This is a genomic window from Acidovorax sp. A79, from assembly GCF_041154505.1.
In the GTDB taxonomy this organism is placed as follows: domain Bacteria; phylum Pseudomonadota; class Gammaproteobacteria; order Burkholderiales; family Burkholderiaceae_C; genus Acidovorax.
In genome coordinates this window covers 125,735-152,487 of the sequence record NZ_AP028672.1, presented here as the reverse complement: position 1 = coordinate 152,487, position 26,753 = coordinate 125,735, and the positions used below count along the sequence as shown (strand labels likewise).

Genomic DNA, 26,753 nt, shown 5'->3' with positions numbered 1-26,753 from the left:
GCGGCCGGACCGCCCGCAGCCACCGCGCCTGTTTTGCCCCATTTTCGACACGCAGACTCTTTTCCGAAGGACCTCCATGACACCGCTACGGCCCCTCTCCCTGTCCCTTCTGTCCCTGGCGCTCGGCGCGGCACTGTGTGCCCCGGCGCAAGCCCAGAGCCTGCTGGAACTGGTGGAATCGGCCCGCACCTATGACACGGCGTGGCAATCGGCCCGCGCCCAGCTCGATGCGGCGGCCCGCCGCGCCGACCAGGCCCGCGCGGGCCTGCTGCCCAGCGCCGGGCTCACGGCCGGGCTCAGCCGCGCCAATGTGGAGCTGAGCCGCCCGCCGGTGGAAAACACCGGCACCACGCAGACGCTGGGCGTGCAGGCCTCGCAGCCGCTGTACCGCCCCGCCAACCGCATCACCCTCGAACAGGGCCAGCGTGGCGTGGATGTCGCCCAGGCGCAGCTGGATGCGGCCACGCAGGACCTGCTGGTGCGTGTGAGCCAGGCTTACTTTGACGTGCTCGCGGCGCAGGACACCCTGGCCTTCGTGCAGGCGCAAAAGGCTGCAGTGTCGGAACAGCTTGCCTCCGCCAAGCGCAACTTCGAGGTGGGCACCACCACCGTCACCGACTCGCGCGAAGCCCAGGCCCGCTACGACCTGGTGGTGGCGCAGGAAATCGCCGCCGAAAACGACCTGCGGGTGAAGCGCCTGGCGCTGGACCAGCTCGTGGGCATCACCGGCACCACCCCCAAGCCCCTGGCGCTGCCCGTGCCGCTGCCCTCCGTGCAGCCCGACAACGTGACCACCTGGGTGGATACCGCGCGCGACCAGCAGCCCGGCGTGCGCCAGGCCGCGATCGCGCTGGACATCGCCCGCCTGGAAACCAGGAAGGCCGAAACCGGCCATCTGCCCACGGTGGACCTGCAGGCGGGATACAACATCACGCGCAACCCGAACGGCACCATCACGTCGCCCGGCGTGAACAACCGCACCAACAGCGCCAGCGTGGGCGTGGCGTTCAACCTGCCGCTGTTCGCCGGCTTCTCGGTGCAAAACCGCATCAGGGAAACCCTGGCCCTGGAAGAAAAGGCCACGGCCGACCTGGAAACCACCCGCCGCAACGTGGCCCAGGCCACGCGTGCTGCCTTCTTTGGCGTGCAGTCCGGCCAGGGCCAGGTGCAGGCCCTGGAAGCGGCCGAGGCCTCCAGCCAGAGCGCGCTGGACGCGAACAAGCTGGGCTACCAGGTGGGGGTGCGCATCAACATCGACGTGCTGAACGCCCAGAGCCAGCTCTTCCAGACCAAGCGCGACCTGGCCCAGGCCCGCTACAACGTGCTGCTGGGCACGCTCAAGCTGCGCCAGGCGGCGGGCACGCTGACGCAGCAGGACGTCGAGGCGATCAACGCGCTGCTCGTCAAGTAGAGGGAGACAGGGAAGCCCCGGCGGGCTGCACGATCGCGCGCACCGCCCGGGCCGTTGCCAGCGCGGCCCCGCGGTGGTCGCTGGCGAAACGGCCCGCACGTTCGCTGGCGGCCCGCTGGCGGCTGGCGTCCAGTGCCAGCGCCGCAGCGCACGCGATGCCGGCGGCCATGTCGGGCACGCGCTGCGCGGCGCCCGCCGCGCAGGCCAGCTCGGCCGCCTCCGCAAAATTGAAGGTGTGCGGCCCCAGCACCACCGGGCACCCGCCAGCGGCGGCCTCGATGAGGTTCTGGCCGCCCAGCGGCGCAAAGCTGCCCCCCAGCAAGGCCACGTCGGCCAGGCCGTAGTACAGCGCCATCTCGCCCAGCGAATCGCCCAGCCACACATCGGCCGCCTCGGGCCCGGCCGCCCAGGTGCTGCGGCGCGACACGCCGAGCCCGGCGCGCTGGAGCAGCTGGTGCACCTCGTCAAAACGCTGCGGGTGGCGCGGCACGATGAGCCACTGCACGTTACCTGCTTCGCTATTGATAGCTGCTGGCGCTTTGTCAGCAAGCGCTGGAGCCTGTTTTTGCCTGAAATTTTCCAGCCACATCGCCTCCTCGCCCTCACGGCTGCTGGCCAGCAGGACCACGGGGCGTCCCGCGCGCGCGCGCCAGGCGCGGCCCTGGGCGGTCTGGGCGGCGTCGGGCACCACATCGAACTTGAGGTTGCCAAACACGCCGCGCACCGGGGCGCCGATGGCCCGCAGGCGGGCCGCGTCGTCCTCGGTCTGGGCCCAGACGGCGGCCAGGCCGCCATAGGCCGGGCGCGCCAGCGGCGCCAGCCGCTGGGCCTTGCGCAGCGACGTGGCGTTGAAGCGCGCATTGGCCAGCACCAGGGGCACGCCGCGCCGCTGGCAGCCGGCCACCAGGTTGGGCCAGACCTCCGTCTCCATGAGGATGCCGATGGCCGGGCGGAACTTGCGCAGGAAACGTGCGACCGCGCCCGGCGTATCCCACGGTTGCCACACCTGCACGTCACCGGGGTGCAGCAGCCGTTCGCCCTCGGCCCGCCCCGTGGCCGTGCCGTGGGTGAGCAGCAGGCGCATGCCCGGCAGCTGTTCGCGCAGCTGCCCGAGCAGGATGCCGGCGGCGCGGGTTTCGCCCAGGGATACGGCATGGATCCAGACAAAGCGGCCGAGCGGGTCGGAGCTGCTGTGCGGCATGAGGCTGTCCATGGGCGCCGGGTAGCGGCCAAACCGCTCGCCCACCGCATGCCCATAGCCGGGCTCGGCCACCGCGCGGCGGCGCAGCTTGCGGCGCAGCAGCGGCTGCGCGCACCAGGTCACCAGCGAATACAGGGCCCGCGCGGCGTTCATACCGGAAGGGGCAGGTCCAGCACGCCGCCGCTCCAGCCGCTGTCACCGCGCGCGGCCCAGACCAGGCAAGGCCGGTCGTGCGTGGCCGCGGCCACGCACCCGCCCCCGGGCTCCCAGACCGCGCTGCGGCCGGCGCTGGCGTAGCCGCCCGAGGCCCCGCTGTAGTTGGCCAGGAGAACGGCCATGCCGTGGTCCCGCGCATAGCCGCGCAGCAGGTCCGACTCGGGCCCGTAGCCTTTTTCGGAAATCAGCGCGCTGGCGGCATAGAGCACCGCGCCCGCCCCGTGCGCGGCGCGCGCATGCTCGGGGTGGGTGATGTCGGCGCAGATGGCCAGCCCCGTGGGTTCGCCGGCGAGCAGGTGCACCTGCGCGTCGTCCATTCCCGCGCTGGCGAATGACGCTTCGCTGGCATGCAGATGGCGCTTGCGGTACAGCGCCGCGCTGCCATCGGCGCCCAGCACCCATGCGCCGATGGCGGGCAGCAGCGCGCCCGGCGCCACGGGGGCCGCGGGCGCGCCCACCACCAGCGCCATGCCGTGGTCGCGCGCCGCCTGCCGCAGCGGCGCCAGCACGCCATGGTCGGCATCCAGCACCTGGGCGGCCAGCACCGCCGGCTCGTAGCCCGTGAGCGACAGCTCCGGAAACACCAGCACCTGCACCCCGTGGTGCGCCGCCACCCGCGCGAAGGCCAGGTGCGTCTGCACGTTGCGCGCCACGTCCCCGGGCACGGACGGCGACTGCGCGGCAGCGATGCGCAGGGGGGTGGACAGGTGCGAATTCACGGTCGGCGGATGGGCGAAAGGGTCAGGGAAAGTTCGGCGGGGCGAATGCGCCGTGCGGGCATCATCGCGCCCGGCTCAGTGGCTCGCGGCCCCCACGTGCGCACCAGGCTTCACGCGGTGCAGCAGGGCCAGCATGGCCGATTCGATGCGCGCCAGCGCCTCGCTCGTGTGGCCTTCGAAGCGCAGCACCAGCACGGGCGTGGTGTTGCTGGCACGGATCAGGCCAAAGCCGTCCGGCCAGTCCACGCGCAGCCCGTCGATGGTGCTCACCGTGGCGGGCGCCGCGAAGGTGCCGGCGGCCAGGGCCTGCAATTCGGCCGTCAGGCGGTGCGGCTCACCCTCGGCGCAGGCCACGTTCAGCTCGGGGGTGGAGAAACTCGTGGGCAGTGCGTTGAGCACGGCGCTCGGGTCGCTGCTCCTGCTCAGGATCTCCAGCAGACGGCAGCCCGCATAGGTGCCGTCGTCGAAGCCGTACCAGCGCTCCTTGAAGAAGATGTGGCCGCTCATCTCGCCGCCCAGCGGGGAGTTGGTCTCCTTCATGCGGGCCTTGATGAGCGAATGACCGGTCTTGAACATCACCGGCACGCCGCCGGCGGCCGCAATGGCGGGCGCCAGGCGCTGGGTGCACTTCACGTCGAAGATGATCTCGCCGCCGGGCACGCGCGAGAGCACGTCCTGCGCGAACAGCATCATCTGGCGGTCGGGGAAGATGTTGGTGCCGTCCCTGGTGACTATCCCTAAGCGGTCGCCATCGCCGTCGAAGGCCAGGCCCAGCTCGGCGTCGCTGGTCTTCAGGGCCTCGATCAGGTCGCGCAGGTTCTCCGGCTTGCTCGGGTCGGGGTGGTGGTTGGGGAAGTTGCCGTCCACCTCGGAAAAGAGCTCGATCACCTCGCAGCCCAGCGCGCGGAAGATGGCCGGCGCCGACGCACCGGCGATGCCGTTGCCGCAGTCCACCACGACCTTGAGCGGGCGGGCCAGCCTGATGTCGCCCACGATGCGCGCGGTGTAGGCCGGCAGCACGTCCACGTGCCGCACCGAACCGCCGGGCAGCAGCTGCCAGCTTTCCTGCTCCATGGTGCGGCGCAGGCCCTGGATCTCTTCGCCGTAGATGGCGCGGCCATTGAGCACCATCTTGAAGCCGTTGTAGTCCTTGGGGTTGTGGCTGCCCGTGACCTGGATGCCGCTTTGGCACAGCGTGCTGGCCGCGAAGTACAGCAGCGGCGTGGTCACCAGGCCCACGTCGATCACCTCGATGCCCGCCTCGACCAGCCCCTGGATCAGCGCGGCCGACATGGCCGGGCCCGACAGGCGCCCGTCGCGCCCCACGGCCACCGTGGTCTGCCCTTCGGCGCGGGCGGCGGTGCCAAAGGCCCGGCCCAGGCCCAGGGCCACTTCTTCATTCAGGGTGGACGGCACGATGCCGCGGATGTCGTAGGCTTTGAAAATGGCGGGCGTGGGCTGCACGTAGGGGCCTTTCACGAAGAGGGTTGAAACGTCCGCAGCATTGTAGGCGGCCCCTTCCGCCTCCTTGCGCACGCCGCCCGGGGGCGCCGAGGCACATGTCCGAAAACGGCCAGTGCGCGCGCCGCCGGGGCCTATCATTCCCCCATGACCTCGCCCCACCTGCCCTCCTCCACGGACACCGACATGGCCTCGGACGAGGGCCGCTATCTCGCCGTGCTGGCCCGGGACGCGCGCTTTGACGGACGCTTCTTCACCGGCGTGACCTCCACCGGCATCTACTGCCGCCCGGTGTGCGCCGTGCGCACGCCGCGCCGCGAGAACTGCCGCTTCTTCAGCCTTGCCGCCCAGGCCGAGAGCGCGGGCTTCAGGCCCTGCCTGCGCTGCCGGCCGGAGCTGGCGCCGCAGGCGCTGGTGTGGTCGGTGCAGGATGCCAGCGGCATCCTGGTGCAGCAGGCCGTGCGGCTGCTGGATGCGCCCGACCTCTGGCCGGCCCGGCCCACGCGGGGCGACAGCGGCGCCACCGTCGCCCGGCTGGCCGAACGCCTGGGCGTGAGCGACCGCCACCTTCGCCGCATCTTCGAGGCCGCGCTGGGCGTGTCGCCCCTGCAGTACCTGCAGACCCGGCGGCTGCTCACGGCCAAGCAGCTGCTCACCGACACCCCGATGCCGGTCACGCAGGTGGCGCTGGCCAGCGGCTTCGCGAGCGTGCGGCGCTTCAATGCGGCGTTCGCGGGGCACTACGGGCTCAATCCCACCCAGCTGCGGCGCAGCGGCGCGGGCCCCCTCAAGGCGGACGCGTCCGGCACCGGCAGCACCTTGCGCCTGGCCTGGCGCCCGCCCTTCGACGTGGCGGCGCTGCTCGCGTTCTTCGAGCGGCGGCAGTTCCACGGCGTCGAATGGGTGCTGCCCCAAGAGGCCACGCTGCGCCGCACCGTGCGCCTGCCGCCCGCCTGCACCGGCATGGCGCAGGAGACCACCGGCTGGTTCAGCGCGCGCTTCGACGTGGCCCGCCACCAGGTGCTGCTGCAGACCAGCGACAGCCTGTACCCGGTGCTGCCGCTCGTGATCCGCCGCGTGCGCGCCATGCTGGACCTGGACGCCGACCCGGCGGCCATCAACGCCGTGCTGCACCCGCACTTCCCGGGCGGCGACGGCCTGCGCGTGCCCGGTGCGTTCGACGGCTTCGAGCTGGCCGTGCGCGCCGTGCTGGGCCAGCAGATCACCGTGGCGGCCGCGCGCACGCTGGGGCAGCGGCTGGTGGAGCGGCTGGGCGAGCCCATCGCCACGCCCTGGCCCGGGCTGAACCGGCTGTTTCCCACGGCCGCCACGCTCGCCGTGGCCGACGGCGACACCCTGGGCCAGCTGGGCATCGTGCGCCAGCGCCAGGCCGCCATCGTGGCGCTGGCCCGCGCCGTGGACAGCGGGGGCCTGGCCCTGCATGCCGGCGCCGATGTGGCCGCCACCACGGCCGCCCTGTGCGCCCTGCCCGGCATTGGCGACTGGACGGCGCAGTACATCGCCATGCGCGTGCTGCGCTGGCCCGATGCCTTCCCTGCCGCCGACGTGGCGCTGCACAAGGCGCTGGGTGTCCAGGGCCAGAAAAACCCGGCGCGCGCCGCCAGCGCGGCGTCCGAGGCGTGGCGCCCGTGGCGCAGCTATGCGGTGCTGCGCGCCTGGGCGGCGGGCACGGCGGAGCCCGCCATCCCGGCGCCTGAAACACTATCAAAACAATAGCTTTTCGCGCTGATCCAGCAAGCGCTGGCGGCCTGTTTTATTCAAAATCACCGAGATTCCCCATGCAATACCACCCCCACACCGTGCAGGCGCGGGCCAGCACCGCCCTTGGGCCGGTGCGCCTGGCCGCATCGCCCGCCGGCCTCTGCGGCGTCTGGTTCGAAGGCCAGCGCCACGAACCCGCCAGCTTTCTCCACGGCGGGCACGCCTGGGCCGAGGCGGCCGGCCATCCCGTGCTGCAGGCCGCCGCCAGCCAGCTGCAGCAGTACCTGCGGGGCGAGCGACAGGCCTTCGATCTGCCGCTGGATCTCTCGGGCGGCACGCCGTTCCAGCAGGCGGTGTGGCGCGCCCTGCTGGCCATCGGCCGCGGCGGCACCACCAGCTATGGGCGCCTGAGCCAGCAACTGGGCCGGCCGCTGGCCGTGCGCGCCGTGGGCGCGGCCGTGGGGCGCAACCCGCTGAGCGTGGTGGTGCCCTGCCACCGCGTGCTGGGCGCGGACGGCAGCCTGACAGGCTACGCGGGCGGGCTGGACCGCAAGACGGCCCTGCTGACCATGGAGAATGCGCTCTTCGCGCCCCCGCGGCCGCCCGTGCCGGCGGGCGCCCTGCCCCCAGAGAAAGGCCATGAATGAACAGCCCGAACAGCCCGGGAACCCAACCCGTCACCACCTGGATCGGCGAATTCATCCTGCTGGCGGCGCTCTGGGGCGCCTCGTTTCTTTTCATGCGGCTGGGGGCGTCCGAGTTCGGCCCGCTGCCCACCGCCGGGCTGCGCGTGGCGCTGGCCACGGTGTTCCTGTGGCCCATCATGCTGCGCCAGGGCCATGGGCCCGCGCTGCGCAGGCACTGGCGGCCCATCATGTTCGCCGGGGTCATCAATTCGGCGATTCCGTTCGCGCTGTTTTCCTGGGCGGTGCTGCACCTCGCCACGGGCCTGACCTCGATCCTGAATGCCACCGTGCCCCTGTTCGGCGCGCTGGTGGCTTGGCTCTGGCTGGGCGACCGCATCAACCGCCTGCGCTGGACGGGCCTGGCCCTGGGCTTCGTGGGCGTGGCGCTGCTCGCGTGGCGCGCGCCGGCCGGCACGGGTTTCAAGAGCGACAGCGCCGAATGGGCGATCGCGGCGTGCCTGCTGGCATCAGCCTTCTACGGCCTGTCGGCCAGCTTTGCGCGCCGTTTCCTCACGGGCATACCGCCCCTGGCCACCGCCACGGGCAGCCAGCTGGGCGCGGCGCTGGGCCTGGCCGTGCCCACCCTGTGGCTGTGGCCGGCGCAGATGCCGGGCCCCCGCGCCTGGGGCTGCATCGTCGCCATCGCGGTGCTGTGCACGGGCATCGCCTACATCCTGTACTTTCGCCTCATCGCCAGCGCGGGGCCCAGCCGGGCACTGGCCGTGACCTTCATCGCGCCCGTGTTCGCGGTGCTGTATGGCGCGATCTTCCTGGGCGAGCGCATCACGCCGTGGATGCTGGGCTGCGCGCTCGTCATCGTGTGCGGCACGATGCTGTCAACGGGGCTTATCAGGACACTGCGGCCGGGCCGGACGGCGCCGGAACAGCCATAAACTCGGGGAATGGTTTTTTCCCCGGGCCGCTGCGATCTGAGTCTTGCGTTGGACGGCGCGGGGCACCGCGCCGCCGCACACCACCCGGGCCGGTCGGCGCGGGCAGCGGTTTGCGCTGAAGCCGTCCCGGCCCCCTGGCCCTGCCTTTGCAGCGCGCTCCGCCATGGGTAACAACACGCTCCTGGCCGGCACGGTACTGATGACGCTGCTCCTGGTGCTGGAGTGGCTCCCTCCCCAGGAGGCGCTGCGGCCATCGCGGCGCACGCTCTGGCTGCTGGGCGTGGCGGGCGGCGCGGTGTCGGCGGTGTCGTTCACCGCGCTGCACTGGAATGCGCCCGAGCTGAGGCTGGTGGCCTATCCCACCGTGGCCGCCTTCATGGGACTTTATTTCGGCGGCCTGCCGGCCGCCATCACCGCCCTGGTGGCGCTGCTGGCCGTGGTCGCGACGGCCCCCTCCGCCACCCCGCCCGCCGTGCTGGTGCTGGGCGCCACGTGGCTGCTGGCATGGCTGTGGCGGCGCATGGCCCGGCGCCTGCCCCTGCGCCCGGCGGCATGGATCGCGCTGGTGGGCCTGGCCATCACCCTGCCCCTGGTGGTATCGGCCTGCCTCTGGCTCGCGAACCTCGCGCCGCCGGCCGGGGCCCCGTGGCCGACGAGCCTTCCCTGGCACCATGGCGCGGGCGTTCTGATGCTGGGCGTGGGCCGCCTGCTTCTGGCCAGCAAGGCCCGCGCGGAGCTGGCGCGCACCAGCACCCAGCAAGCCCTGGTGCAGCGCGAACAGCAGCTGCAGCTGGCCATGGACTCCCTGGGCGGAGGCCGGTGGGAATGGGACGTGGTCCAGCGCCAGTTCCGCTGCCACGGCCGGTTCTACGAGGCGTTTGGCATCAGCTGCGACGACGCGGACGCCCAGGGCCTGTGGGAGCGCTGGTATGCGCTGCGCCACCCCGCCGACGCCCAGCGCAACGCCGCCCGGCTGGCGCGGGCCATGGACGGGCTGGACGAGACGTACGAAGCGGAATTCCGCGTGATGGACACGCGCGGCCAGTGGCGCTGGCTGATGTCGCGCGGCGCCGTGGCCCGCCGCGATGCGGGCGGGCGCCCGCTCAGCCTGATCGGCATGGACGTGGACATCACGGCCCACCGCGAGGTGGAGGACGCTCTGCGCTCCTCGGAGGCCAAGTACACCACCTTCTACCAGACGCTCCCCGATCCCGCGGGCATCTCGCGCATCTCCGATGGGCGCTACATCGACGTGAACCCTGCCTTTTGCGAGGTGCTGGGCCGCCCGCGCGACGAGGTGATCGGGCGCACGTCCTCCGAGCTGAAGATCTGGGCCTCCGAGCAGGAGCGCGCACGGCTGGTGGACACCTTCCGCCGCGAGGGCAAGGTCGACCGCCTGCCCCTGGTGGCCCAGCGCGACGGAATCCGCATACCGGGGCTGATGTCGGCACGCTCCGTGCTTGTGGATGGCGAAAACTGTTTTGTCTTCGTTTTCCACGACATGACCGAAGCCCACCGCGCCAGCGACGAACTGCGCGCCCTCAACAGCCTGCTGCAGCAAGCGGGCCGCCTGGCCCGTCTGGGCGCCTGGGAGGACGAGCGCGGCAAGGGCCTGGTCTACTGGTCGGACGTGTGCTTCGACATCCATGGCCTGGCGCCTGGCTCCCCGCTGCCGCACGACTACATCGACCGCCACGTGGCCCCCGCCTACCGGGAACCCCTGCGCGACCGTTTCCGCCAGAGCATCCTCGAGCGCGCCGAGTGGAGCATGGAGATGGAGGTGCTGCACACTGACGGGCGGTTGGTCTGGGTGCGCGCGCGGGGCGAGCCCGTCATCGAGAACGGCCGGGTCACCCGCGTGCGCGGCGTGATGCAGGACATCGACGAGGCCAAGCGCGCCGAGCAGCGCCTGCGCCAGTCCGAGGAGCGCTTCTCGCGCATCTTTCACCTCATGCCCTACCCCATGGGCCTGTCGCGCCGCATGGACGGGCGCTACGTGGACATCAACCCCGCCTGGGTGGAGATGCTGGGCATCCCGCGCGAGGAGGCCATCGGCCGCACCGCCATCGAGCTGGGCATCTTCACCGCCGACGACCGCCAGCGCCTCATGGATGCGGTGGCGCGCTCCGGCCAGCTCAACAGCTACGAGGTGAAGCTGAACGTGCGCGGCGGCCCGCCGCGCACCGTGCTGCAGTCCATGCGGGCGACCGAATTCGACGGCGAACCCTGCTGGCTGTTCTCGGTGCACGACATCACCGACCGCAAGCGCGAGGAAGAGCAGGTGCGCGAACGCGAGGCGCTGCTCTCGCTCACCATCTCGGCCGCGTCGCTGGGCCTGTGGGACTGGAACCTGCAGACCGGCACCGTCACGGGGGACAGCCGCTGGCGCGCGATGCGCGGCCTGCCCGCATCGCAGGGCCCCTTCGGCGCCACGCAGTGGACCAGCGGCATCGCCCCCGACGACATCGACCGCATCACCACCGAGGTCGCCCGCCACACCGCCCACCCCGGCACGCCGTTTGACGCCACCTGGCGCGTCAACCAGAGCGAGGCCGGCGACGATGCCGTCCGCTGGGTGCGCAACCTGGGCAAGATCGTCGGCCTTGACGCCATGGGCCGCCCCGAACGCATGCTGGGCGTGGCGATCGACGTGACGCCCCAGCGCGAACAGGAAGTGCTGCTGCAGCGGCTGGCGCTGTTCGATGCCCTCACCGGCCTGCCCAACCGCGTGCTGCTGGCGCGCAAGCTGCAGGAATGCATGGACCAGGCGCGTGCAAACGGCACGCAGCTGGGCGTGGCCTACCTGGACCTGGACGGCTTCAAGCCCGTGAACGACCGGCTGGGCCACGGCGCGGGCGACCGCCTCCTGGTGGTGGTGGCCGGCCGGCTTACGCGCGCGCTGCGCCCGCTCGACTGCGTGGCCCGCCTGGGGGGCGACGAGTTCGTGATCCTCATGCCCGGGCTGGACTCGGCCAACGGCTGCGAAGCCATGCTCCACCGCGTGATGGAAAGCATCTCGGCCCCCTACACGCTCGACGCCGAGCGCGTGGTGGTCACGGCCAGCATCGGCTACACGGTGTTCCCGCAGGACGACGCCGATGCCGATGCCCTGCTGCGCCATGCCGACCAGGCCATGTACGCCGCCAAGCAGGCCGGGCGCAACCGCTTCCACCAGTTCGATGCCGCCCAGGAGCGCGCCCTGCAGCTGCTGCGCGCGCAGGGGCGCCACCTGCGCGACGCGCTGGCCGATGCCCAGTTCACCCTGTACCTGCAGCCCAAGGTGGACATGAAAAGCGGCGCCGTGGTGGGCGCCGAAGCCCTCGCGCGCTGGCAGCACCCGCAGCGCGGCCTGGTGCCGCCCGGCGAATTCCTGCCGCTGCTGGAGGGGACCGAGCTGGAGATCGGGTTCGGCGAATGGGTGGTCGAGGCCGCGCTCTCCATCCTGGAGGAGCTGCAGGCGCGCGGCATGGCCCTGCCGCTGAGCGTCAACATCGCCGCCCAGCACCTGCAGCGCCCCGACTTCGCCGACTGGATGGCCCGGTGCATCGCGCGCCACCCCGGCGTGCCCGGGCACCTGGTGGAAATCGAGATCACCGAAAGCGCCGCGCTGTACGACCTGGCGGCCGTGGCGCACACCCTGACCTCGCTGCGTGGGCTGGGGGTGGTGGTGTCGCTGGACGACTTCGGCACCGGCTACTCGTCGCTGACCTACCTGCGCCGTCTGCCCATGGACACGCTCAAGATCGACCAGAGCTTCGTGCACGGCATGATGGGCGATCCGGGCGATCTGGCCATCGTGCAGGGCGTGATCGGCCTGGCGCGCTCGTTTGGCTACCGCGTGATCGCCGAAGGCGTGGAAACCATCGAGCAGGGACAGATGCTGCTGCAGCTGGGCTGCACCCAGGCGCAGGGCTATTGCATCGCGCGGCCCATGCCGCTGGCGGACTTCACCGGCTGGGCGGCCCAGTGGCAGCTGCCATCGGGCTGGCAGCGGCAGGCCCAGGGAAGTTTCAGGTAAAAACCGCGCATGCGCTTTCCAGGCAAGCGCATGAAGCTATTAAAAATATAGCAAACTGCACCGGGCATGCTGCTGCCACGTGCACTCTGCCCCCCATCAACCCCGGCTGGACCGCGCCAGCCAGGCCTGCAGGCGCTCCACGCCCGCCTCCAGCCGCGCGGGGTCCCTGGAGGCAAAACACCAGCGCAGCCAGCCCTGGGCCTCGGGCGCGAACGCATTGCCCGGCGCCAGGCCCAGGCCGGCCTCGCTCACCAGCCGCTGGGCGACCGCCAGCGAATCGTCAAAGCCGTGCAGGCGGAAGAAGGCGTACATGCCGCCGAGCGGGCTGGCCACCTCCACCTGCGGCAGCGCGGCCAGGCGGGGCAGCAGCGTGTCGCGGCAGCGGCGCATGCGCGCCACCAGGGGCGGCGTGATCTCGCCCGCATGCTCCAGCGCCGCCAGGCCCGCGCGCTGGGTGAACACGCTGGCGCAGGAGGTGTTGAATTCGATCAGCTTGCCCACGGCGTCCACCAGCGCGGGCGGCAGCACGAGCCAGCCCAGGCGCCAGCCGGTCATCAGGAAGCTCTTGGAAAAGCTCTGCACCACGATGAGCCGGTCCTCGGGCGCGGCGATGTCCAGGAAACTCGGCGCGCAGCCGTGGGGGGTCGCCTCGTAATACAGGCGTTCGTACACTTCGTCCGCCAGCACCCAGGTGCCGGTGCGCCGGCAATGGTCCAGGATGGCCTGCTGCTCCGCGCGCGTGAGCGTCCAGCCCGTGGGGTTGTTGGGTGCGTTGACGATGAGCAGTCGTGTGGCCGGCGTGATGGCGTCGAGCAGCACCTGCAGGTCCAGAGTCCAGGCACCGCCCTCGGCGCGCAGCGGCACGCACCGCACACGGGCACCCAGCACGGCGGGCTGGGCCGTGAGGTTGGGCCACACGGGCGTGACGGCCACGACCTCGTCCCCCGCATCGAGCAGCGCCTGCATGGCCACCATCAGCGCGCTCACGCCCCCCGAGGTCACGGCGATCCGTTCCGCACCGATGGGGCCATGCAGCGCGCTGGCGTAGGCGGCTATCGCCTGGCGCAGCTCGGGCAGGCCGAGGTTGTGGGAGTAGAAGGTCTCGCCCCGCTGCAGGGACTCGATGGCCGCCTGGCGCACGGGCTCGGGCGTGACCTCGTCGCTTTCGCCGAACCAGAAGGCCAGGACGTCGGCCCGGCCCATGCCGGCGTTGGCGACTTCACGGATCTTGGAGGCTTCGAGGTTTTCTACGGCGAGGCGCATGGGGTGGTCCTTGGAAAGCGCAGGAGTGGCGATGGTCGAGCATAGCGCCAGCTGGAGCGGGGCGGCGCCTTGATGGGAGGCGGCTCGGGTGCAGGGGCGGAAGCCGGGATGTCGCCCCGGCCTCCGCCTTCAAATCAGGCACGCGATCAGATCAGCACACAAACCCAGCAGGCTCCGACAAGCTCAGCCCAAACAACCCAGAAGAACCCTCGAGCCCGTTCACTCCCCCACCAGTTCCCGCACCTGCTGCAGCGCCGCCGGATCCTCCATCGTCGTCAGGTCTCCCGGATCCCTGCGCTCGGCCACCGCCTGCAATGCCCGCCGCAACAGCTTGCCGCTGCGCGTCTTGGGCAGCACGCTCACGAAGTACACGCGCGAGGGCCTCGCCACGGCACCCAGCTGGCTGTCCACCTGCTTCATGACCTCGCCCTCGAGCTTCAGGCGCGCGGCATCGGTGTCGAGTCCGCTCGCATCGCGGGCCACGGCAAAGGCCATGGCCACCTGGCCCTTGAGCGCATCCGCCACGCCCACCACGGCCACTTCGGCGATGTTGGGGTGCGCGGCAATGCTCTCCTCGATCTCGCGCGTGCCCAGGCGGTGGCCCGCGACGTTGATCACGTCGTCGGTACGGCCCAGGATGAAGTGGTAGCCATCGGCATCGCGGATGCCCCAGTCGAAGGTGCTGTAGATCAGTCGGCCAGGGATGCTCTTCCAGTAGGTGTTGACGAATCGCGCGTCGTCGCGCCACACGGTCTGCATGCAGCCGGGGGGCAGCGGGCCCTCGATGGCTACCACGCCCTTCTGGTTCTCGCCCGCCAGCTCCTGGCCCGTGGCTTCGTCGATGAGCTTCACGTCATAGCCGTACATCGCCTTGCCCGGGCTGCCGAAGCGCGTGGTTTGGGGTTCCACGCCATTGGCCAGCGTCAGGATGGGCCAGCCGGTTTCGGTCTGCCAGTAGTTGTCGATGATGGGCACCGAGAGCGCGTCGCTGATCCACTGGGCCGTGGGCTCATCGAGCGGCTCGCCGGCCAGCCACAGGGCCTTGAGGCTTTTCACGCTGTATCTGGCCAGGTAGGCAGGGTCCTGCTTCTTGAGCACCCGCACCGCCGTGGGCGCCGAGAACATGTGGGTGACCTGGTACTTCTCGACAATGCTCCACCACACGCCCGCGTCGGGGCGCGTGGGCAGGCCCTCATACATGATGGTGGTCATGCCCGCGATGAGCGGGCCGTAGATGATGTAGCTGTGCCCCACCACCCAGCCGATGTCGCTGGTCGCGAAATACACCTCCCCCGCCTTCGCGTCAAAGATGTGCTTCATGCTGGCCGCCAGCGCCACCGTGTAGCCACCGGTGTCGCGCTGCACGCCCTTCGGCTTGCCCGTGGTGCCGCTGGTGTAGAGCGTGTAGCTGGGGTGCGTGGACTCGACCCATTCGCAGGGGACCACGGTGGCCAGGTGTTTTTCGCGCAGCGGCGCCCAGTCGTGGTCGCGGCCGGGCTGCAGGTGCATCGGCGCCAGGCCCCGGTTGACCATGAGCACGGCGGCGGGCTTGTGCCTGGAGAGCGCGATGGCCTCGTCCAGCAGCGGCTTGTAGGGCACGACCTTGCCGCCGCGCGAGCCCGCATCGGCGCTGACCACGGCCACGGGTTCGGCGTCCTCGATGCGCGAGGCCAGCGAGCCCGAGGCAAAACCGCCAAACACCACCGAATGCAGTGCGCCAATGCGCACGCAGGCCAGCATGGCGAACGCCGCCTCGGCGATCATGGGCATGTAAATGAGCACGCGGTCGCCCTTCTTCACGCCCAGCGACAGCAGCACGGCCGCCATGCGCTGCACCTCGGCGTGCAGCTCGGCAAAGCTGTAGCTGCGCTCTGTGCCGGTTTCGGTGGAGATGGCCACCAGCGCGGGCTGGCTGGCGCGCGTGGCGAGGTGGCGGTCGACCGCGTTGTGGCACAGGTTGGTGGTGCCGCCCACGAACCACCGGGCAAACGGCGGGTTGCTGTAGTCGCACACCTGCAGGGGCGGGGTCTGCCAGTCGATCAGCCGGGCCTGCTCGGCCCAGAAGGCGTCGCGGTGATCAATGGACTGGCGGTAGAAATCGGCGTAGCGGCTCATCGTGGTGTCTCCTCGGCATCTCTTCCGGCCCGCCTGGATGGCAGGTTTTGAATTCATAATTATTCATGACGGGCTTGCGGCAAACTGACGCAACCGGCAGGGAACACCGCGCCACGCCCTGTGCACCCTCCCATCCAGGCCCCTCCCATCCGCTGTGCGCAGGGGTCAGGGCGCAGGAAGAACCCCTCGGCGGCAGGGACGGCGCGCCACCGGATGGCGGCGCGGAAACAACGGTGGGCCCCGGACCGTCACGGGTTGGGCGGATACTCGCGCGCTGCATGCATTCGCGCATGCAGCGCGCAACCCCCATCGAGACGTCCCGCCCAGAACTTTCATGCCATGACCTCCGCGCACCCTGCCCCGCCGCCGGACGAGACGGCCGCCACCAGCCCTGCCCCGGTTCCTTTCGCCGAGGCTTTCCGCTTCTGGCTCAAGCTGGGCTTCATCAGCTTTGGCGGGCCCGCCGGACAGATCGCGATCATGCACACCGAACTGGTGGAGCGGCGGCGCTGGATCAGCGAACAGCGCTTTCTGCACGCGCTCAACTACTGCATGCTGCTGCCCGGCCCCGAGGCCCAGCAGCTGGCGACCTACATCGGCTGGCTCATGCACCGCACCTGGGGCGGCATCGTGGCGGGTGCGCTGTTCGTGCTGCCCTCGCTGTTCATTCTGGTGGCGCTGTCGTGGGTGTACCTGCGTTTTGGCGATGTGCCGGCGGTGGCGGGCGTGTTCTTTGGCATCAAGCCCGCCGTGACGGCGCTGGTGCTGCATGCCGCGCACCGCATCGGCACCCGCGCGCTCAGGAACCGGTGGATGTGGGGCATCGCGGCTGCGTCCTTCGTGGCGATTTTTGCGTTCCACGCCCCCTTCCCCGCCATCGTCCTGGCGGCGGGCCTCATCGGCCACTTCGGTGCCCGGCGCTGGCCGGCGGTGTTCGCCCTGGGGGGCGGGCATGCGGGCGCGGCCAGGGGCTACGGCCCGGCCCTGATCGACGACGACACCCCGACACCGGCGCACGCCCGCTTCTCGCGCGGCCACCTGGCCAGGGTGCTGGGGGCGGGCCTGGCCCTGTGGCTGGCGGCCATGGCGGTGCTGGTGGCCACGCAGGGCTGGGAAGGCACGCTCACCCAGATGGGCTGGTTCTTCACCAAGGCCGCGCTGCTGACGTTTGGCGGCGCCTACGCCGTGCTGCCCTATGTGTACCAGGGCGCGGTCGAGCACTACCAGTGGCTCAATGGCCCGCAGATGATCGATGGCCTGGCGCTGGGCGAGACCACTCCGGGTCCGCTCATCATGGTGGTGGCCTTCGTCGGTTTCGTGGGAGGCTGGCTGCAGCAGGTGTGGGGGCCCGATGCGCTGTTCGCGGGCGCGGCGGCTGCGGCCGTGGTGGTGACCTTCGTCACCTTCCTGCCATCGTTCATCTTCATCCTGGCCGGCGGCCCCATGGTGGAGGCCACCCATGGCAGGCTGGGCTTCACCGCGCCGCTGTCCGCCATCACCGCCGCCGTGGTGGGCGTGATCCTGAACCTGGCGCTGTTCTTTGCCTACCACCTGCTGTGGCCCCAGGGCTTTGGCGGCGCGTTCGATGCGATCTCCGCCGTGATTGCCCTGGGAGCGGGGGTGGCGTTGTTCCGCTTCAAGGCCGGCGTGCTGCCATTGCTCGGCGGCTGCGCGGCGGTCGGGCTCGCGGTGACACTTCTCAAGCCGTGGCTGTGACCTGAGCCCATGGGAGGCTGGCGCGCCCCCGGCTTCGGCGCCGCTGATTTGCTATGTTTTTTATAGCTTCCGGCGCATGAAGGGAAAGCGCCAGCGCCCCAAAAGACCTGATGCCGGGCTACTTGATCAGACCGAGCACATCCTTGAAGGCCGGGTGCTCGCAGCTGCCCAGCCATTCAAACGCCACCATCTCGGTCGTCACCAGTTCCGCCCCCGCGCCGGCCAGGCGGTCGAAGGCCGCGTCGCGGTTGCGCTCCGTGCGCGAGCCGCAGGCATCGGTCACGACCCAGACCTCGAATTCGTCGTCGATCAGGTCCAGCGCGGTCTGCAGCAGGCAGACGTGCGCCTCGCACCCGGCGATGACGATGGTGCCGCGCTCGGCGCCTTGTGCGGTGGCGGGTTTCTGCAGGTGCTTGGGCAGGCTGCGCGCGTTGCCGCCCTGGGGCTTCGCGGGCGGGCGCAGCCATTCGCCCAGGCCTTCCTCGGCCGCGCTGAAATGCATCTTGGCCAGGGTTTTCTGGCACAGGGCGCGCAGCGCGGCATCATTGGCGCCCAGGCGCGAGGGATTCTGCTCCGTGCCCCACACGGGCACCTCCAGCATGCGCGCGACCTCGGCCAGGCGGCGGGCATTGGCCAGCACGGCAGGGCCCTCGAAGATCGCGGGCATCAGGCGCTCCTGGTAGTCGACCAGGACGAGTTGGGATTCAGTGGCGTCAAGCAGCATGGTGTGGACCGCTCCGGGCGGCCGGATTCTCTGGAAATGGGGCATTGTCGCAGCCCCGCCGGCGTGCCCGCCGATCAGGAGGGCTGCAGGCGCAGCAGCTGGCCCTGCGGGCTGTCGGTCAGCAGGTAGATCAGGCCGTCAGGCCCCTGGCGCACGTCGCGGATGCGTTCGCCCTGGCCCTGCAGCAGCTTTTCCTCGCGCAAGACCTTGCCCGGGGCGACTTCCAGCCGGTGCAGGGTGCCGAACTTGAGAGACCCCACGAACAGGCTGCCCTGCCACGCCGCGCCGTAGCGCGCGCTGGTGAGGAACGCCATGCCCGAGGGTGCAATCGACGGCACCCAGTAGTGCAGCTGCTGCTCCATGCCCGCCTTGGCCGTGCCTTCACCCATCTTGCCGCCCCCGTAGTTCTCGCCGTAGGTGATCACGGGCCAGCCGTAGTTGCGGCCGGGTCGGGGCAGGTTGATCTCATCGCCCCCCTGGGGGCCGTGCTCGTGCATCCACAGCTGGCCGTCAGGGCCCAGGGCGGCGCCCTGGGGATTGCGGTGGCCGTAGCTCCAGATCTCCGGCAAGGCGCCCGCGCGCTGGCGAAACGGGTTGTCGGCCGGCACCGCGCCGTCCGGGGTGATGCGCACGATCTTGCCGTGGTGGTTGTCGAGCCTTTGCGCATCGTCCTTGCGCTGGTAGCGCTCGCCCAGCGCCAGGAACAGGTTGCCGTCCGCCGCCTGCACGATGCGGCAGCCGAAATGCTGGGCGCTGTCCACCTTGGGTTGCTGGCTGAAGAGGACCTTGACCTCCTGCAGGCTGCGCGCATCCGCGGACAGCATGGCCCGTGCCAGCGCCGTGCTGTTGCCGGACGCGCCACCCGGGGCGGGCTCCGAAAAGCAGAAGAAGATGCGGCGGTTGCGGGCGAAGTCGGCATCGGTCACCACGTCCAGCAAGCCGCCCTGCCCGCCCGCGGCGACGGCCGGCACGCCCGCCAGCGCGGGTCCCACCTGCCCGCCCGCGCTGACCACCCGCATCCGGCCCCGCCGCTCGGTGACGAGAAACTGCCCTTCGGGCAGGAAGGCCACGGCCCAGGGGTGTTCCAGCCCCCGTGCCACGGTTGCCACGGACACGCCCGGCGGCGTGCCCTGGGCGGAAACACCGCCATGGTGGGCGCCCGCCACGGCCCAAAGCGCCGCCAGGCAGGCCCGCGCGGCCCGCGAAAGGGGCATTTTCCGTGTCCATTCCATCTCGTGGCGCTCCTGAAAAAGTTGAACACCATACCCCCAGAGCCGCCGCCCGGCCAGGCCTGACATGGCGGCCCTCCACCGCGGCGCAGCCGCGGATTCCCTCCGGCAAATCCCTGTTCGGGATTTACTTGAACGAAATCAACAGCTTGCACAGGTGATTATTTTTGATAAGTAAGCATACCGTGGTACCCTTCGCCCCCATGTCCCGATGGCTTTGCACCCTCCTCCTGGTCTGCGCAACCTCTGCCCAGGCTGCGCCGCAAGCGGCAAACCCCGACGATATGGACCGGTTCATCACCGACAAAGGCCTGCTCACGCGGCTGGAGGATGTGAGCCACCGGGTAGCCGACAAGGCCCATACGGTGGCGGACCGCGCGTCCGGGCTCGTCGTGAACGCCATGGGATTCCTGGGCGTACCGTACAAGCGGGGCGGAAACAGCGCGGAAACCGGCTTCGACTGCAGCGGCTTCGTGCGGGCCATGTACGAGCAGACCGTGGGCCTGCTGCTACCCCGCCGGGCCGACCAGCAGGCTGCCGCCACCCAGGTCATTGACAAGAAGGAGCTTCAGCCCGGGGATCTGGTGTTCTTCAACACCATGCGCCGCAACTTCAGCCATGTGGGCATCTACGTGGGGGACAACAAGTTCATCCACGCTCCCCGCAGCGGCGCCGAAATCCGCGTGGAAGACATGGGCGTGGCTTACTGGGCACGCCGCTTCAACGGCGCCCGCCGCGTCGCGGGCTCGGGCAGCGACGACCTCGCGCAAGCCAAATAGCAACCACGCCGCTCGCCCGGCCAGGATGTCCCCTCGCAGGCGCCCTGCCTGCGGCTAGCGTTTGATCTCGTACACCGTCTCGGTGCTGCGGATCGGTTCCCCCACCACATTCACCGGGCCTATCGACGGGTCGCGCAGCATGGCCTTGGCCTTGGCCATATCGGCCTGGTACGTGGCGCGTGCCTGGGATTCGCAGCTGCGGCGGTCCGCCGAGGGCATGGCCCGGCATTCCTCCAGGCTCACCTTCAACCCACCGCCGGCTTCGCGGATGGCGGTCTGGTAGCGCTGCTGGGGCGTGGTGTCCGGTACCGCGCCGCGGGACAGTGAGGCCTCGTCGCCACTTTGGGCCGCGGCGGTCGTGGGCCCCGCCAATGCCGCCCCCAGCGCGAGCACCGCCACAAACACCAGGGGGAAGGAACGGGTCTTGAAATTTGTTGTCATCGGTCTTCCTTTCAGTGGAGACGCTTCACTGTACGGCGCCGCCGGTCCCGCAGGCGGCAAGTACCCGCCGCGCCGTGGTGTCGGACGGGACCCACAGCCGACCCCTTCATGACGCCGGACCTCGCTTTCCACACCCACCCGTGTCGGGAACCCGCGCCCCGCAATGGGACGCGCACAGTGCGCGTTGTCCGACAAGCTGGCCGCGCGCGCGCTCCTTAGAGTGGGCAGATCGCGTCGCAGCATGCAGGGGAAACATCATGGGAACATTGTTAGGAACATTGCTGGTGGGTTTGATGGTCGGGCTTCTGGCCCGTGCCCTGAAACCCGGGGAGGACAAACTCGGATGGATACTGACCGCGCTGCTTGGGGTGGCGGGCTCGTTTCTCGCCACCTATCTGGGTTTGGCGATGGGCTGGTATGCACAAGGGGAAGCCGCTGGCTGGATCGCGTCTGTCGTGGGGGCCATGCTGCTTCTGGCCGCGTTCACCCTCGTCAAGGGAAAAACCTGAAACGGCCGCTGAAGAATCTCCTTGCGCGGCCTCGGGCGTTGCCCTTTGCCAACCACCACCGCATCAGGTACAACCCGCCCATGCCCACTTCCTTGCAAATGGCGGCCGGCAACGCGGCCCTCACCGCTGCCGTGCAGCGCAGCCGCAAATTGCTGCATCGGCGCGCATTGGTCGCGGCGGCCGCCAGTTCCCTGCCCGTGCCAGGGCTCGACTGGGCCGTGGACGCGGCGCTGCTGTCCCGCCTGCTTCCGCAGATCAACGCCGAGTTCGGCCTGTCCGCGCAGCAGATCGACCAGCTCGATCCGCACAAGCGCGAGCAGGTGCAGAAGGCCGTGGCCCTCGTGGGCTCCGTGCTGATCGGCAAGCTGGTGACGCGCGAGCTGGTCATCCGGGCCACTCAGACCGTGGGCGTGCGCCTGACCGCCAAGCAGGCGGCGAAGTACGTGCCGCTGGCGGGCCAGGCGGTGGCCGCGGGCATCGGCTATGCCACGCTGCGCTACCTGGGCGAGCAGCACCTGCGCGACTGCGTGCGCGTGGTGCGGGAGGTCGGCCTGCAGCTGCCCGCCCCCGCCCGCACCTAGCGTGGCCTGACCTCGCTTACTCCGCCGCGCAGACGAAGCTGCTGGCATCCTCCACGCTGCCCGAGCCCTTGTATTTGGCGAACTTCGGGTAGGCACACAAGGGCCGTGTGCGATTGGGCATGTCGGTGCTGGCAGGCAGTGCCTTGGCGGCAAGGGTCTCGGGTGCCACGCCCTTCTCCACCCAGTCCACCATGGCCTGGATCGAATCGAAATTGTCCGTGGCCGGGCCGCCCGAGCAGTGGTTCATGCCGGGCACCAGGAAGGTGCGCGCGAAACCCTGCGTGGCCGCGATACCTCCGTGGTGGGACGCCAGGCGCTCGTAGTAGTCCAGGGTGTCCAGCGCCGAGAAGATCGGGTCGGACATGCCATGGATGAACAGCATCTTGCCGCCGCGCTGCTTGAACGCGGCGAGCTTGTCGTCGCGGTACGTGTCGTAGATGGCCGAGTAGGCCTCCATGCGCGCGGGGTCGGTGTCGAAGTTGAACGTCAGCGGGTTGAACGTGAGGTCCGGCGGGGTGAGGAATTCGTTGACCAGAGCGTCCACCATCAGCGTGATGTAGCGCGCATCCGGCGTGGCGGTGGTGGAGCTGCCCAGCGTCCAGCTGCGCCAGCCCGGGGCGGCCAGGCCCGGGTCCCACGGCTGGCCCGCATACAGCGCCTGGCCGGCCGAGTTGCGCGGGCCCGCGAACACGCTCTTGAGCGCCCCGACCTGGGCGCTGCTCAGGCAGTCGGCCTGCTTGCCGCCGCGGCACTGGAGCACGGCGGGGTCGAACTGGCAGGCCTTGACGTTGTTCACCATGCCGTCGGCCACGCCATCGGCGGCATCGCACGACGCCTTCACGCCGTTGGCCACCAGCTGGAGGTCGGCATTGCTGAAGGCCTGCGACAGGATGCGCTTGCCCGCCGCGTCCTGCGGGGTGATGGCGTTGAACTGAATGGTGTTCCACATCGCCGCCACCGTAGCGCCGCTCGACACGCGCATGGCGGGCGCGCCGGCGGTGATGGCGTCGAAGTAGTCCGGGAACCGCTGCGAGAACATCATGCCCTGGCGCCCGCCGCCCGAGCAGCCCGAGAAGTACGAATGGTCGGGCCTGCGGCCATACAGGGTCGAGATCAGCGACTTGGCGGCCACGGCCGTCTTGTCGTAGGAGTTGTAGGCATGGTCGATGCGCGCCTGCGGGTCCGCCCCGAAGCTGGCCGAGGTGCCGCTGTGCCCCGCGTCGGTGGAGACCACCGCGAAGCCCTGCCCCAGCGGCGACGGCGTGCCGCCCGAGATGCTGGAGCTGAGGGAGGTGTCGCGCAGGATGCCGTCATTGCCGCCGCCACCGATGAACAGGAAACGCCCGTTCCATTGGTCCGGCAGGCTCAGCTGGAAGCCGATGGCGTAGTTCTTGCCATCGACGCCCACGCGGGGGTTGATGCTGCCCGTGACCACGCAGTGGCCGGGCAGGAAGGCGCCGGTGCTCGCGCCGCCCGGCCGCCTGGTGTCCGCCGCCACGTAGCTCGCCGTGAGCGTGGTGGCCGCGAGGCTCGCCTGGCTGGGCAGCGCAGCGCAGGCCGCCGCCGGGGTGGCGGGCTGGGCCGAGGCATCGCCATTGCCGCCGCCGCAGGCCGCCATCAACAAGGGCATGGCAAGCGCGGCGGGGACGACCTGGCGGCGCAGCCGGGATGGGCGCGCGGCCGTGGAGGCGGGTGGCAGGGCCCGCGAGGCATGGGCAAAAGGCATGGTGTATGTCTCCTGAGGTGGTGGGTGGGGTGTTTGTGCTGTGTGGCGCCGGGGATGCAGGGCGCAGCGCTGACAGGGCGCGGGTGCGCCGTGGCGCCGGCCGCCCGCGTGCGCAGGTGCAGGAGTGCTGGAGGTGGCCTGGGTGGGGCCTGAGCGGCGTCAACCGCTCTGCCGCGCTGTCAGCCCATCAATCCGCCTTGAAGCCTGTGGCGGCCACGGCCTTGCCCCAGGTGACCGTGTCGGCGGCGATGGTGCGGGCAAAGTCCTGCTGGCTCGTGCCCGTCACGCGGAAACCCGCCTCCTCCATCTTGGCCCGGCCCTCGGGCGACTGCACGGCCTTGACGATGTCGGCATTGAGCCTGGCGATGATCTCCGGCGGCGTCTTGGCGGGTGCCACGATGCCGAACCACGAGGAGAACTCCAGGTTGGCGTAGCCCTGCTCCTTGATGGTGGGCACGTCCGGCAGCGTGTTGGTGCGGGTGGCGCCCGTGGTGCCCAGCGCGGCCAGCTTGCCGGCCTTGACGTTGGGGGCGGCCAGGCCCACGCTGGCGAACACGCCCTGCACGTCGCCGCTGAACAGCCCGCCCAGCGCATCGGCCGTGTTCTTGTAGTGCACGGGCTCGGGCCTGAGCTTGACCGCATCGCCAAACATGAAGGCGCCGAAGTGCCCGGGCGTGCCCGCGCCGAAGGTGGCCAGGAACAGGCCCTTTTGCTGCTTGGTCCAGTCCACGAATTCCTTCACGTTGCGCGCCGGCACCTTCTGTGGATTGACCAGCAGCACGAAGTCGGAGGTGACCACCTGGCTCACGGCCGTGAAGTCCTTGGCCGGGTCGTAGGGCAGCTTGTTGTAGCTGCTGGGCGCAATGCTGAGCTGGCCCGTTTCACCCAGCATCAGCGTGTAGCCGTCGGGCGCGGCACGCGCCGCTTCGCCCGCCGCGATCAGCCCGCCCGCGCCGGGCTTGTTGTCCACGATCACGCCCGCGTTGCCCCAGCCTTCGGACAACTTTTGCGCCAGCAGGCGCGCCACGATGTCCGGCCCCGTGCCCGCCGGAAAGCCCACGATGATGCGCACGGGCTTGCTGGGGTACGTGGCTGCCCCCTGCGCCTGGGCGCCGGCCCAGGGCATCAGCCCTGCGAGCATGGCGGCGGCCAGAAGGGCGCGGCGTGGCGTGGCGATGAAAGAGGTGGGCTTGGCGGTGGTCTTCATGGATGTCTCCAGGGTTCTTGTACGTTGGGAAGATTCAAAAATTCAGAAATTGCCCGGTGTGCCGGGCGCTAGCGCAGCTCAAAAAAGCGCATGGCCACCGCATCCGGGTAGCGCGCGCCGGTGCCGACGAACATGCGCTCGGCGATCCAGGCCAGCGCCGGGGACGCGGTCTCGAAGCTCGGGCTGCAGCGGAAATAGACTTGCGCCGGGTCCACCGCCTCGCCGCGCACCAGGCGGGCGATCAGCTCGGCCGGGCCGGAGCGCACGGCCCGGTTTTGTACGTAGATGAGATCGCCACCATCGGTTTCGAGCACGTAGCGGGCGTCCAGCTCCGACAGCCGGTCGTTCACGATGAGCTGGAAGTCCGCACCGCCGGGCAGCACCCGTGCGCGCCAGCCGTCGCCAGAGGCGCTGCCGCCCAGGATGGGAATCAGCCGGCGCAGCCCGTGCACGGTGTGGCCCACCTCCTGGGGGGTGCCGACCTCCACGCGCAGGTCGGCAAAAAATCGGAATTGCGGGTCGGGCAAGGGGATGAGGTCAGGCATGGGACCTAGCGTAAGTCCCGTTGCCACCCAAGCCTGTCATCCCAGAGGATGACGGGATAACCCGGGCTTTCGGCAACGGAATCGGGGGCGTTTTCAGCGCACACTCCACGCTTTCGGCAACGAACACTCCAATTTCCGACTTTTCCCATGCGGCAGTGGCTCCCCCCTTCCCTGCAGAAAGCACCCGGCCGGCAGGTGCTGCAAAACCCCGCCAGCGAGACCCTGGCGAGCATGGTCCACCGCCTGGGCGGCAACGGCTTTGCCAAAGGGCTTCTGCAGGACCTGGAGCCCGTGCTGCCTGCAGCCTCGTGGTCGGTGTACCGGACGGGCCACCGCTGCAAGCCCACGCTGTTCATGTCGGCCAGCCGGGGCGTGCCCGACACCACGCAGGATTGCTGGTGGGCGTACCTCTCGGGCCCCTACCGCAGCGATAGCACCTGGGGCCGGGCTTTTGATGAAGCACCGTTTGCCCAGCCCGAGACGCGGCTGTGCCACGTCACGGCCACCGAGGTGGAGGGCGAGCACCGTGCCCGGGTGTATGAGGCCCACGGCGTGGCCGAGCGCGTGTCGGTGGTCGAATACGAAAGCGATGGCTCGGTGTTCGCCGTCAACTTCTACCGCCACCAGCACCAGCGGGCGTTCAGCGACCGGCAGATCGGCGCCTTCGAGTCCGTGGCGCCCGTGCTGCTGGCCCTCACGCGCAAACACATTGTTCTGTCGCACCCGTTTCCACCCACAGCCACGGCTGCCTGGCGAACAGAGGACAGCCGCCCAGGCCCGGCAACGTTGACCGTGAATACATCGGGCGCCCCCGCACTCCTGCCAGCCGACGCCGCACTCGCCCCGCTGGCCGCCGATGGGCTGCCGGTGCTGCGCATGCGCCTGGTGCGCCTGCAGGCCGAGCTGACCGACCGCGAATTGGACGTGTGTGCCCGGCTGCTGCAGGGCATGACGCACGAGGGCATCGCCAGCGACCTGGGCCTGAGCGTGCCCACCGTCAAGACCTACCGCAACCGCGCCTTCGCGCGCCTGGGCATCCACTTTCGCAACGAGCTGTTTGCGCGGGTGCTGGGCGGATAGAAAGGGCCTCCCCCGCTCTCACAATCTCAGACGCCCGGCGACCATGGCGGTGGCCGCCGCCGGATGGTCTGCGCCTTCACGATGGCCGTGCTCGTCTGCGCCTTGTCGGCAATGCGGTCCAGCACGCCGTCGAGCTGCTCGATGGAACGCACATACACCCGGGCGACAAAGCAGTCGTCGCCGGTGACCTTGTCGCACTCGCAGAACTCCGGCGTCTCCTGGATCAACTTCTCCACCGCCGCCAGCTGGCCCGGCAGCGGCTTGATGCGCACGATGGCCTGCAGCTGATAGCCCAGCGCGCGCGGTTCGATGTCCACCGTGAACGCGCGGACCACCCCGCGCTCTTCCAGCCGCCGCAGCCGCTCGGACACGCTGGGTGACGACAGCCCCACGCGTTCGCCCAGCACTTTGAGCGAAGTCCGGGAGTCCTGGTGCAGCACGGTCAGGATGGCCTGGTCGATGGAATCCATGGCAAGCAGCTCCTCAGAATCAATGGTTGCCTCAGATTATG

22 protein-coding genes are annotated in these 26,753 nt (G+C 70.2%); 10 read left to right on the top strand and 12 right to left on the bottom strand.

Features of this window, described 5'->3' with window-relative positions:
• The first annotated feature begins 76 nt into the window (after window positions 1–76).
• Entirely contained in the window at window positions 77–1,411 is a 1,335-nt protein-coding gene (locus ACAM51_RS00710; RefSeq protein ID WP_218295048.1) for a TolC family outer membrane protein, read from the top strand.
• Here ACAM51_RS00710 and ACAM51_RS00705 read toward each other — a convergent pair.
• The 3 genes from ACAM51_RS00705 to ACAM51_RS00695 all read right to left on the bottom strand — a co-directional run bounded on the left by ACAM51_RS00705 (window position 1,404) and on the right by ACAM51_RS00695 (window position 5,011).
• Window positions 1,404–2,765 carry a 3-deoxy-D-manno-octulosonic acid transferase gene (locus ACAM51_RS00705; protein ID WP_369642437.1) on the bottom strand — a complete coding sequence of 454 codons (1,362 nt, stop codon included), beginning with the start codon at window positions 2,763–2,765 and terminating at the stop codon, window positions 1,404–1,406. The two genes, ACAM51_RS00710 and ACAM51_RS00705, sit on opposite strands and share 8 nt — an antisense overlap.
• Complete coding sequence (locus ACAM51_RS00700) at window positions 2,762–3,547, bottom strand: carbon-nitrogen hydrolase family protein (RefSeq protein ID WP_218295050.1); 786 nt, start codon at window positions 3,545–3,547, stop codon at window positions 2,762–2,764. Before ACAM51_RS00700 ends, ACAM51_RS00705 begins: the two co-directional genes overlap by 4 nt.
• A gap of 75 nt (window positions 3,548–3,622) precedes the next feature.
• A complete protein-coding gene (locus tag ACAM51_RS00695; protein ID WP_369643903.1) occupies window positions 3,623–5,011 on the bottom strand; it encodes a phosphomannomutase/phosphoglucomutase in 1,389 nt (462 codons plus the stop codon).
• Window positions 5,012–5,155: 144 nt separating this feature from the next.
• Here ACAM51_RS00695 and ACAM51_RS00690 point away from each other — a divergent pair, with 144 nt between their 5' ends.
• The 4 genes from ACAM51_RS00690 to ACAM51_RS00675 all read left to right on the top strand — a co-directional run bounded on the left by ACAM51_RS00690 (window position 5,156) and on the right by ACAM51_RS00675 (window position 12,327).
• The gene (locus tag ACAM51_RS00690) at window positions 5,156–6,745 is read left to right on the top strand and encodes a DNA-3-methyladenine glycosylase 2 family protein (RefSeq protein WP_369642436.1); all 1,590 of its coding nucleotides are present in this window, start codon (window positions 5,156–5,158) and stop codon (window positions 6,743–6,745) included.
• Between the two features lie 62 nt (window positions 6,746–6,807).
• Complete coding sequence (locus tag ACAM51_RS00685) at window positions 6,808–7,377, top strand: methylated-DNA--[protein]-cysteine S-methyltransferase (protein WP_369642435.1); 570 nt, start codon at window positions 6,808–6,810, stop codon at window positions 7,375–7,377.
• Complete coding sequence (locus tag ACAM51_RS00680; RefSeq protein WP_369642434.1) at window positions 7,374–8,309, top strand: DMT family transporter; 936 nt, start codon at window positions 7,374–7,376, stop codon at window positions 8,307–8,309. The genes ACAM51_RS00685 and ACAM51_RS00680 overlap by 4 nt, the downstream gene beginning before the upstream one ends.
• Window positions 8,310–8,472: 163 nt before the next feature.
• Window positions 8,473–12,327: an EAL domain-containing protein gene (locus ACAM51_RS00675; RefSeq protein ID WP_369642433.1), complete on the top strand. Its 3,855-nt coding sequence runs from the start codon at window positions 8,473–8,475 to the stop codon at window positions 12,325–12,327.
• A 96-nt stretch (window positions 12,328–12,423) separates the two neighbouring features.
• Here ACAM51_RS00675 and ACAM51_RS00670 read toward each other — a convergent pair whose 3' ends face one another.
• Together ACAM51_RS00670 and ACAM51_RS00665 are read right to left on the bottom strand one after the other, a co-directional pair.
• Window positions 12,424–13,590 (bottom strand): pyridoxal phosphate-dependent aminotransferase, encoded by a 1,167-nt coding sequence (locus ACAM51_RS00670; RefSeq protein ID WP_218338609.1) that lies wholly within the window; start codon window positions 13,588–13,590, stop codon window positions 12,424–12,426.
• Window positions 13,591–13,809: 219 nt separating this feature from the next.
• Complete coding sequence (locus ACAM51_RS00665; RefSeq protein WP_218338610.1) at window positions 13,810–15,705, bottom strand: propionate--CoA ligase; 1,896 nt, start codon at window positions 15,703–15,705, stop codon at window positions 13,810–13,812.
• A gap of 339 nt (window positions 15,706–16,044) precedes the next feature.
• On the opposite strand from ACAM51_RS00665, the gene chrA reads away from it, so the two are divergent.
• Entirely contained in the window at window positions 16,045–17,421 is a 1,377-nt protein-coding gene (gene chrA / locus ACAM51_RS00660; protein WP_369642432.1) for a chromate efflux transporter, read from the top strand.
• Between the two features lie 118 nt (window positions 17,422–17,539).
• Here the strand turns inward: chrA and ACAM51_RS00655 are convergent, their stop codons facing one another.
• Together ACAM51_RS00655 and ACAM51_RS00650 are read right to left on the bottom strand one after the other, a co-directional pair.
• Entirely contained in the window at window positions 17,540–18,145 is a 606-nt protein-coding gene (locus tag ACAM51_RS00655; RefSeq protein ID WP_218338612.1) for an isochorismatase family protein, read from the bottom strand.
• Window positions 18,146–18,219: 74 nt separating this feature from the next.
• On the bottom strand, window positions 18,220–19,359 hold the full coding sequence (locus ACAM51_RS00650) for a PQQ-dependent sugar dehydrogenase (protein ID WP_369642431.1): 1,140 nt from the start codon (window positions 19,357–19,359) through the stop codon (window positions 18,220–18,222).
• Window positions 19,360–19,577: 218 nt separating this feature from the next.
• On the opposite strand from ACAM51_RS00650, the gene ACAM51_RS00645 reads away from it, so the two are divergent.
• Window positions 19,578–20,153, top strand: coding sequence for a C40 family peptidase (locus ACAM51_RS00645; protein WP_218295060.1), 576 nt, complete (start codon window positions 19,578–19,580; stop codon window positions 20,151–20,153).
• A 54-nt stretch (window positions 20,154–20,207) separates the two neighbouring features.
• Here ACAM51_RS00645 and ACAM51_RS00640 read toward each other — a convergent pair whose 3' ends face one another.
• Window positions 20,208–20,594 (bottom strand): hypothetical protein, encoded by a 387-nt coding sequence (locus ACAM51_RS00640; protein WP_369642430.1) that lies wholly within the window; start codon window positions 20,592–20,594, stop codon window positions 20,208–20,210.
• Window positions 20,595–20,851: 257 nt separating this feature from the next.
• On the opposite strand from ACAM51_RS00640, the gene ACAM51_RS00635 reads away from it, so the two are divergent.
• Both ACAM51_RS00635 and ACAM51_RS00630 read left to right on the top strand, forming a co-directional pair.
• Window positions 20,852–21,103 carry a GlsB/YeaQ/YmgE family stress response membrane protein gene (locus ACAM51_RS00635; protein WP_218295062.1) on the top strand — a complete coding sequence of 84 codons (252 nt, stop codon included), beginning with the start codon at window positions 20,852–20,854 and terminating at the stop codon, window positions 21,101–21,103.
• An 80-nt stretch (window positions 21,104–21,183) separates the two neighbouring features.
• Window positions 21,184–21,684, top strand: coding sequence for a hypothetical protein (locus ACAM51_RS00630; RefSeq protein WP_218295063.1), 501 nt, complete (start codon window positions 21,184–21,186; stop codon window positions 21,682–21,684).
• A 16-nt stretch (window positions 21,685–21,700) separates the two neighbouring features.
• Here the strand turns inward: ACAM51_RS00630 and ACAM51_RS00625 are convergent, their stop codons facing one another.
• The 3 genes from ACAM51_RS00625 to ACAM51_RS00615 all read right to left on the bottom strand — a co-directional run bounded on the left by ACAM51_RS00625 (window position 21,701) and on the right by ACAM51_RS00615 (window position 25,162).
• Complete coding sequence (locus tag ACAM51_RS00625; RefSeq protein WP_369642429.1) at window positions 21,701–23,410, bottom strand: tannase/feruloyl esterase family alpha/beta hydrolase; 1,710 nt, start codon at window positions 23,408–23,410, stop codon at window positions 21,701–21,703.
• Between the two features lie 187 nt (window positions 23,411–23,597).
• Entirely contained in the window at window positions 23,598–24,617 is a 1,020-nt protein-coding gene (locus ACAM51_RS00620; protein WP_369642428.1) for a Bug family tripartite tricarboxylate transporter substrate binding protein, read from the bottom strand.
• A 68-nt stretch (window positions 24,618–24,685) separates the two neighbouring features.
• Window positions 24,686–25,162: a DUF3237 domain-containing protein gene (locus tag ACAM51_RS00615; protein ID WP_218295066.1), complete on the bottom strand. Its 477-nt coding sequence runs from the start codon at window positions 25,160–25,162 to the stop codon at window positions 24,686–24,688.
• A gap of 231 nt (window positions 25,163–25,393) precedes the next feature.
• Between ACAM51_RS00615 and ACAM51_RS00610 the strand changes: the two genes are divergently transcribed.
• A complete protein-coding gene (locus ACAM51_RS00610; RefSeq protein ID WP_369643902.1) occupies window positions 25,394–26,242 on the top strand; it encodes a helix-turn-helix transcriptional regulator in 849 nt (282 codons plus the stop codon).
• Window positions 26,243–26,268: 26 nt separating this feature from the next.
• Here the strand turns inward: ACAM51_RS00610 and ACAM51_RS00605 are convergent, their stop codons facing one another.
• On the bottom strand, window positions 26,269–26,712 hold the full coding sequence (locus ACAM51_RS00605) for an Lrp/AsnC family transcriptional regulator (RefSeq protein ID WP_010458347.1): 444 nt from the start codon (window positions 26,710–26,712) through the stop codon (window positions 26,269–26,271).
• Window positions 26,713–26,753: the final 41 nt, after the last annotated feature.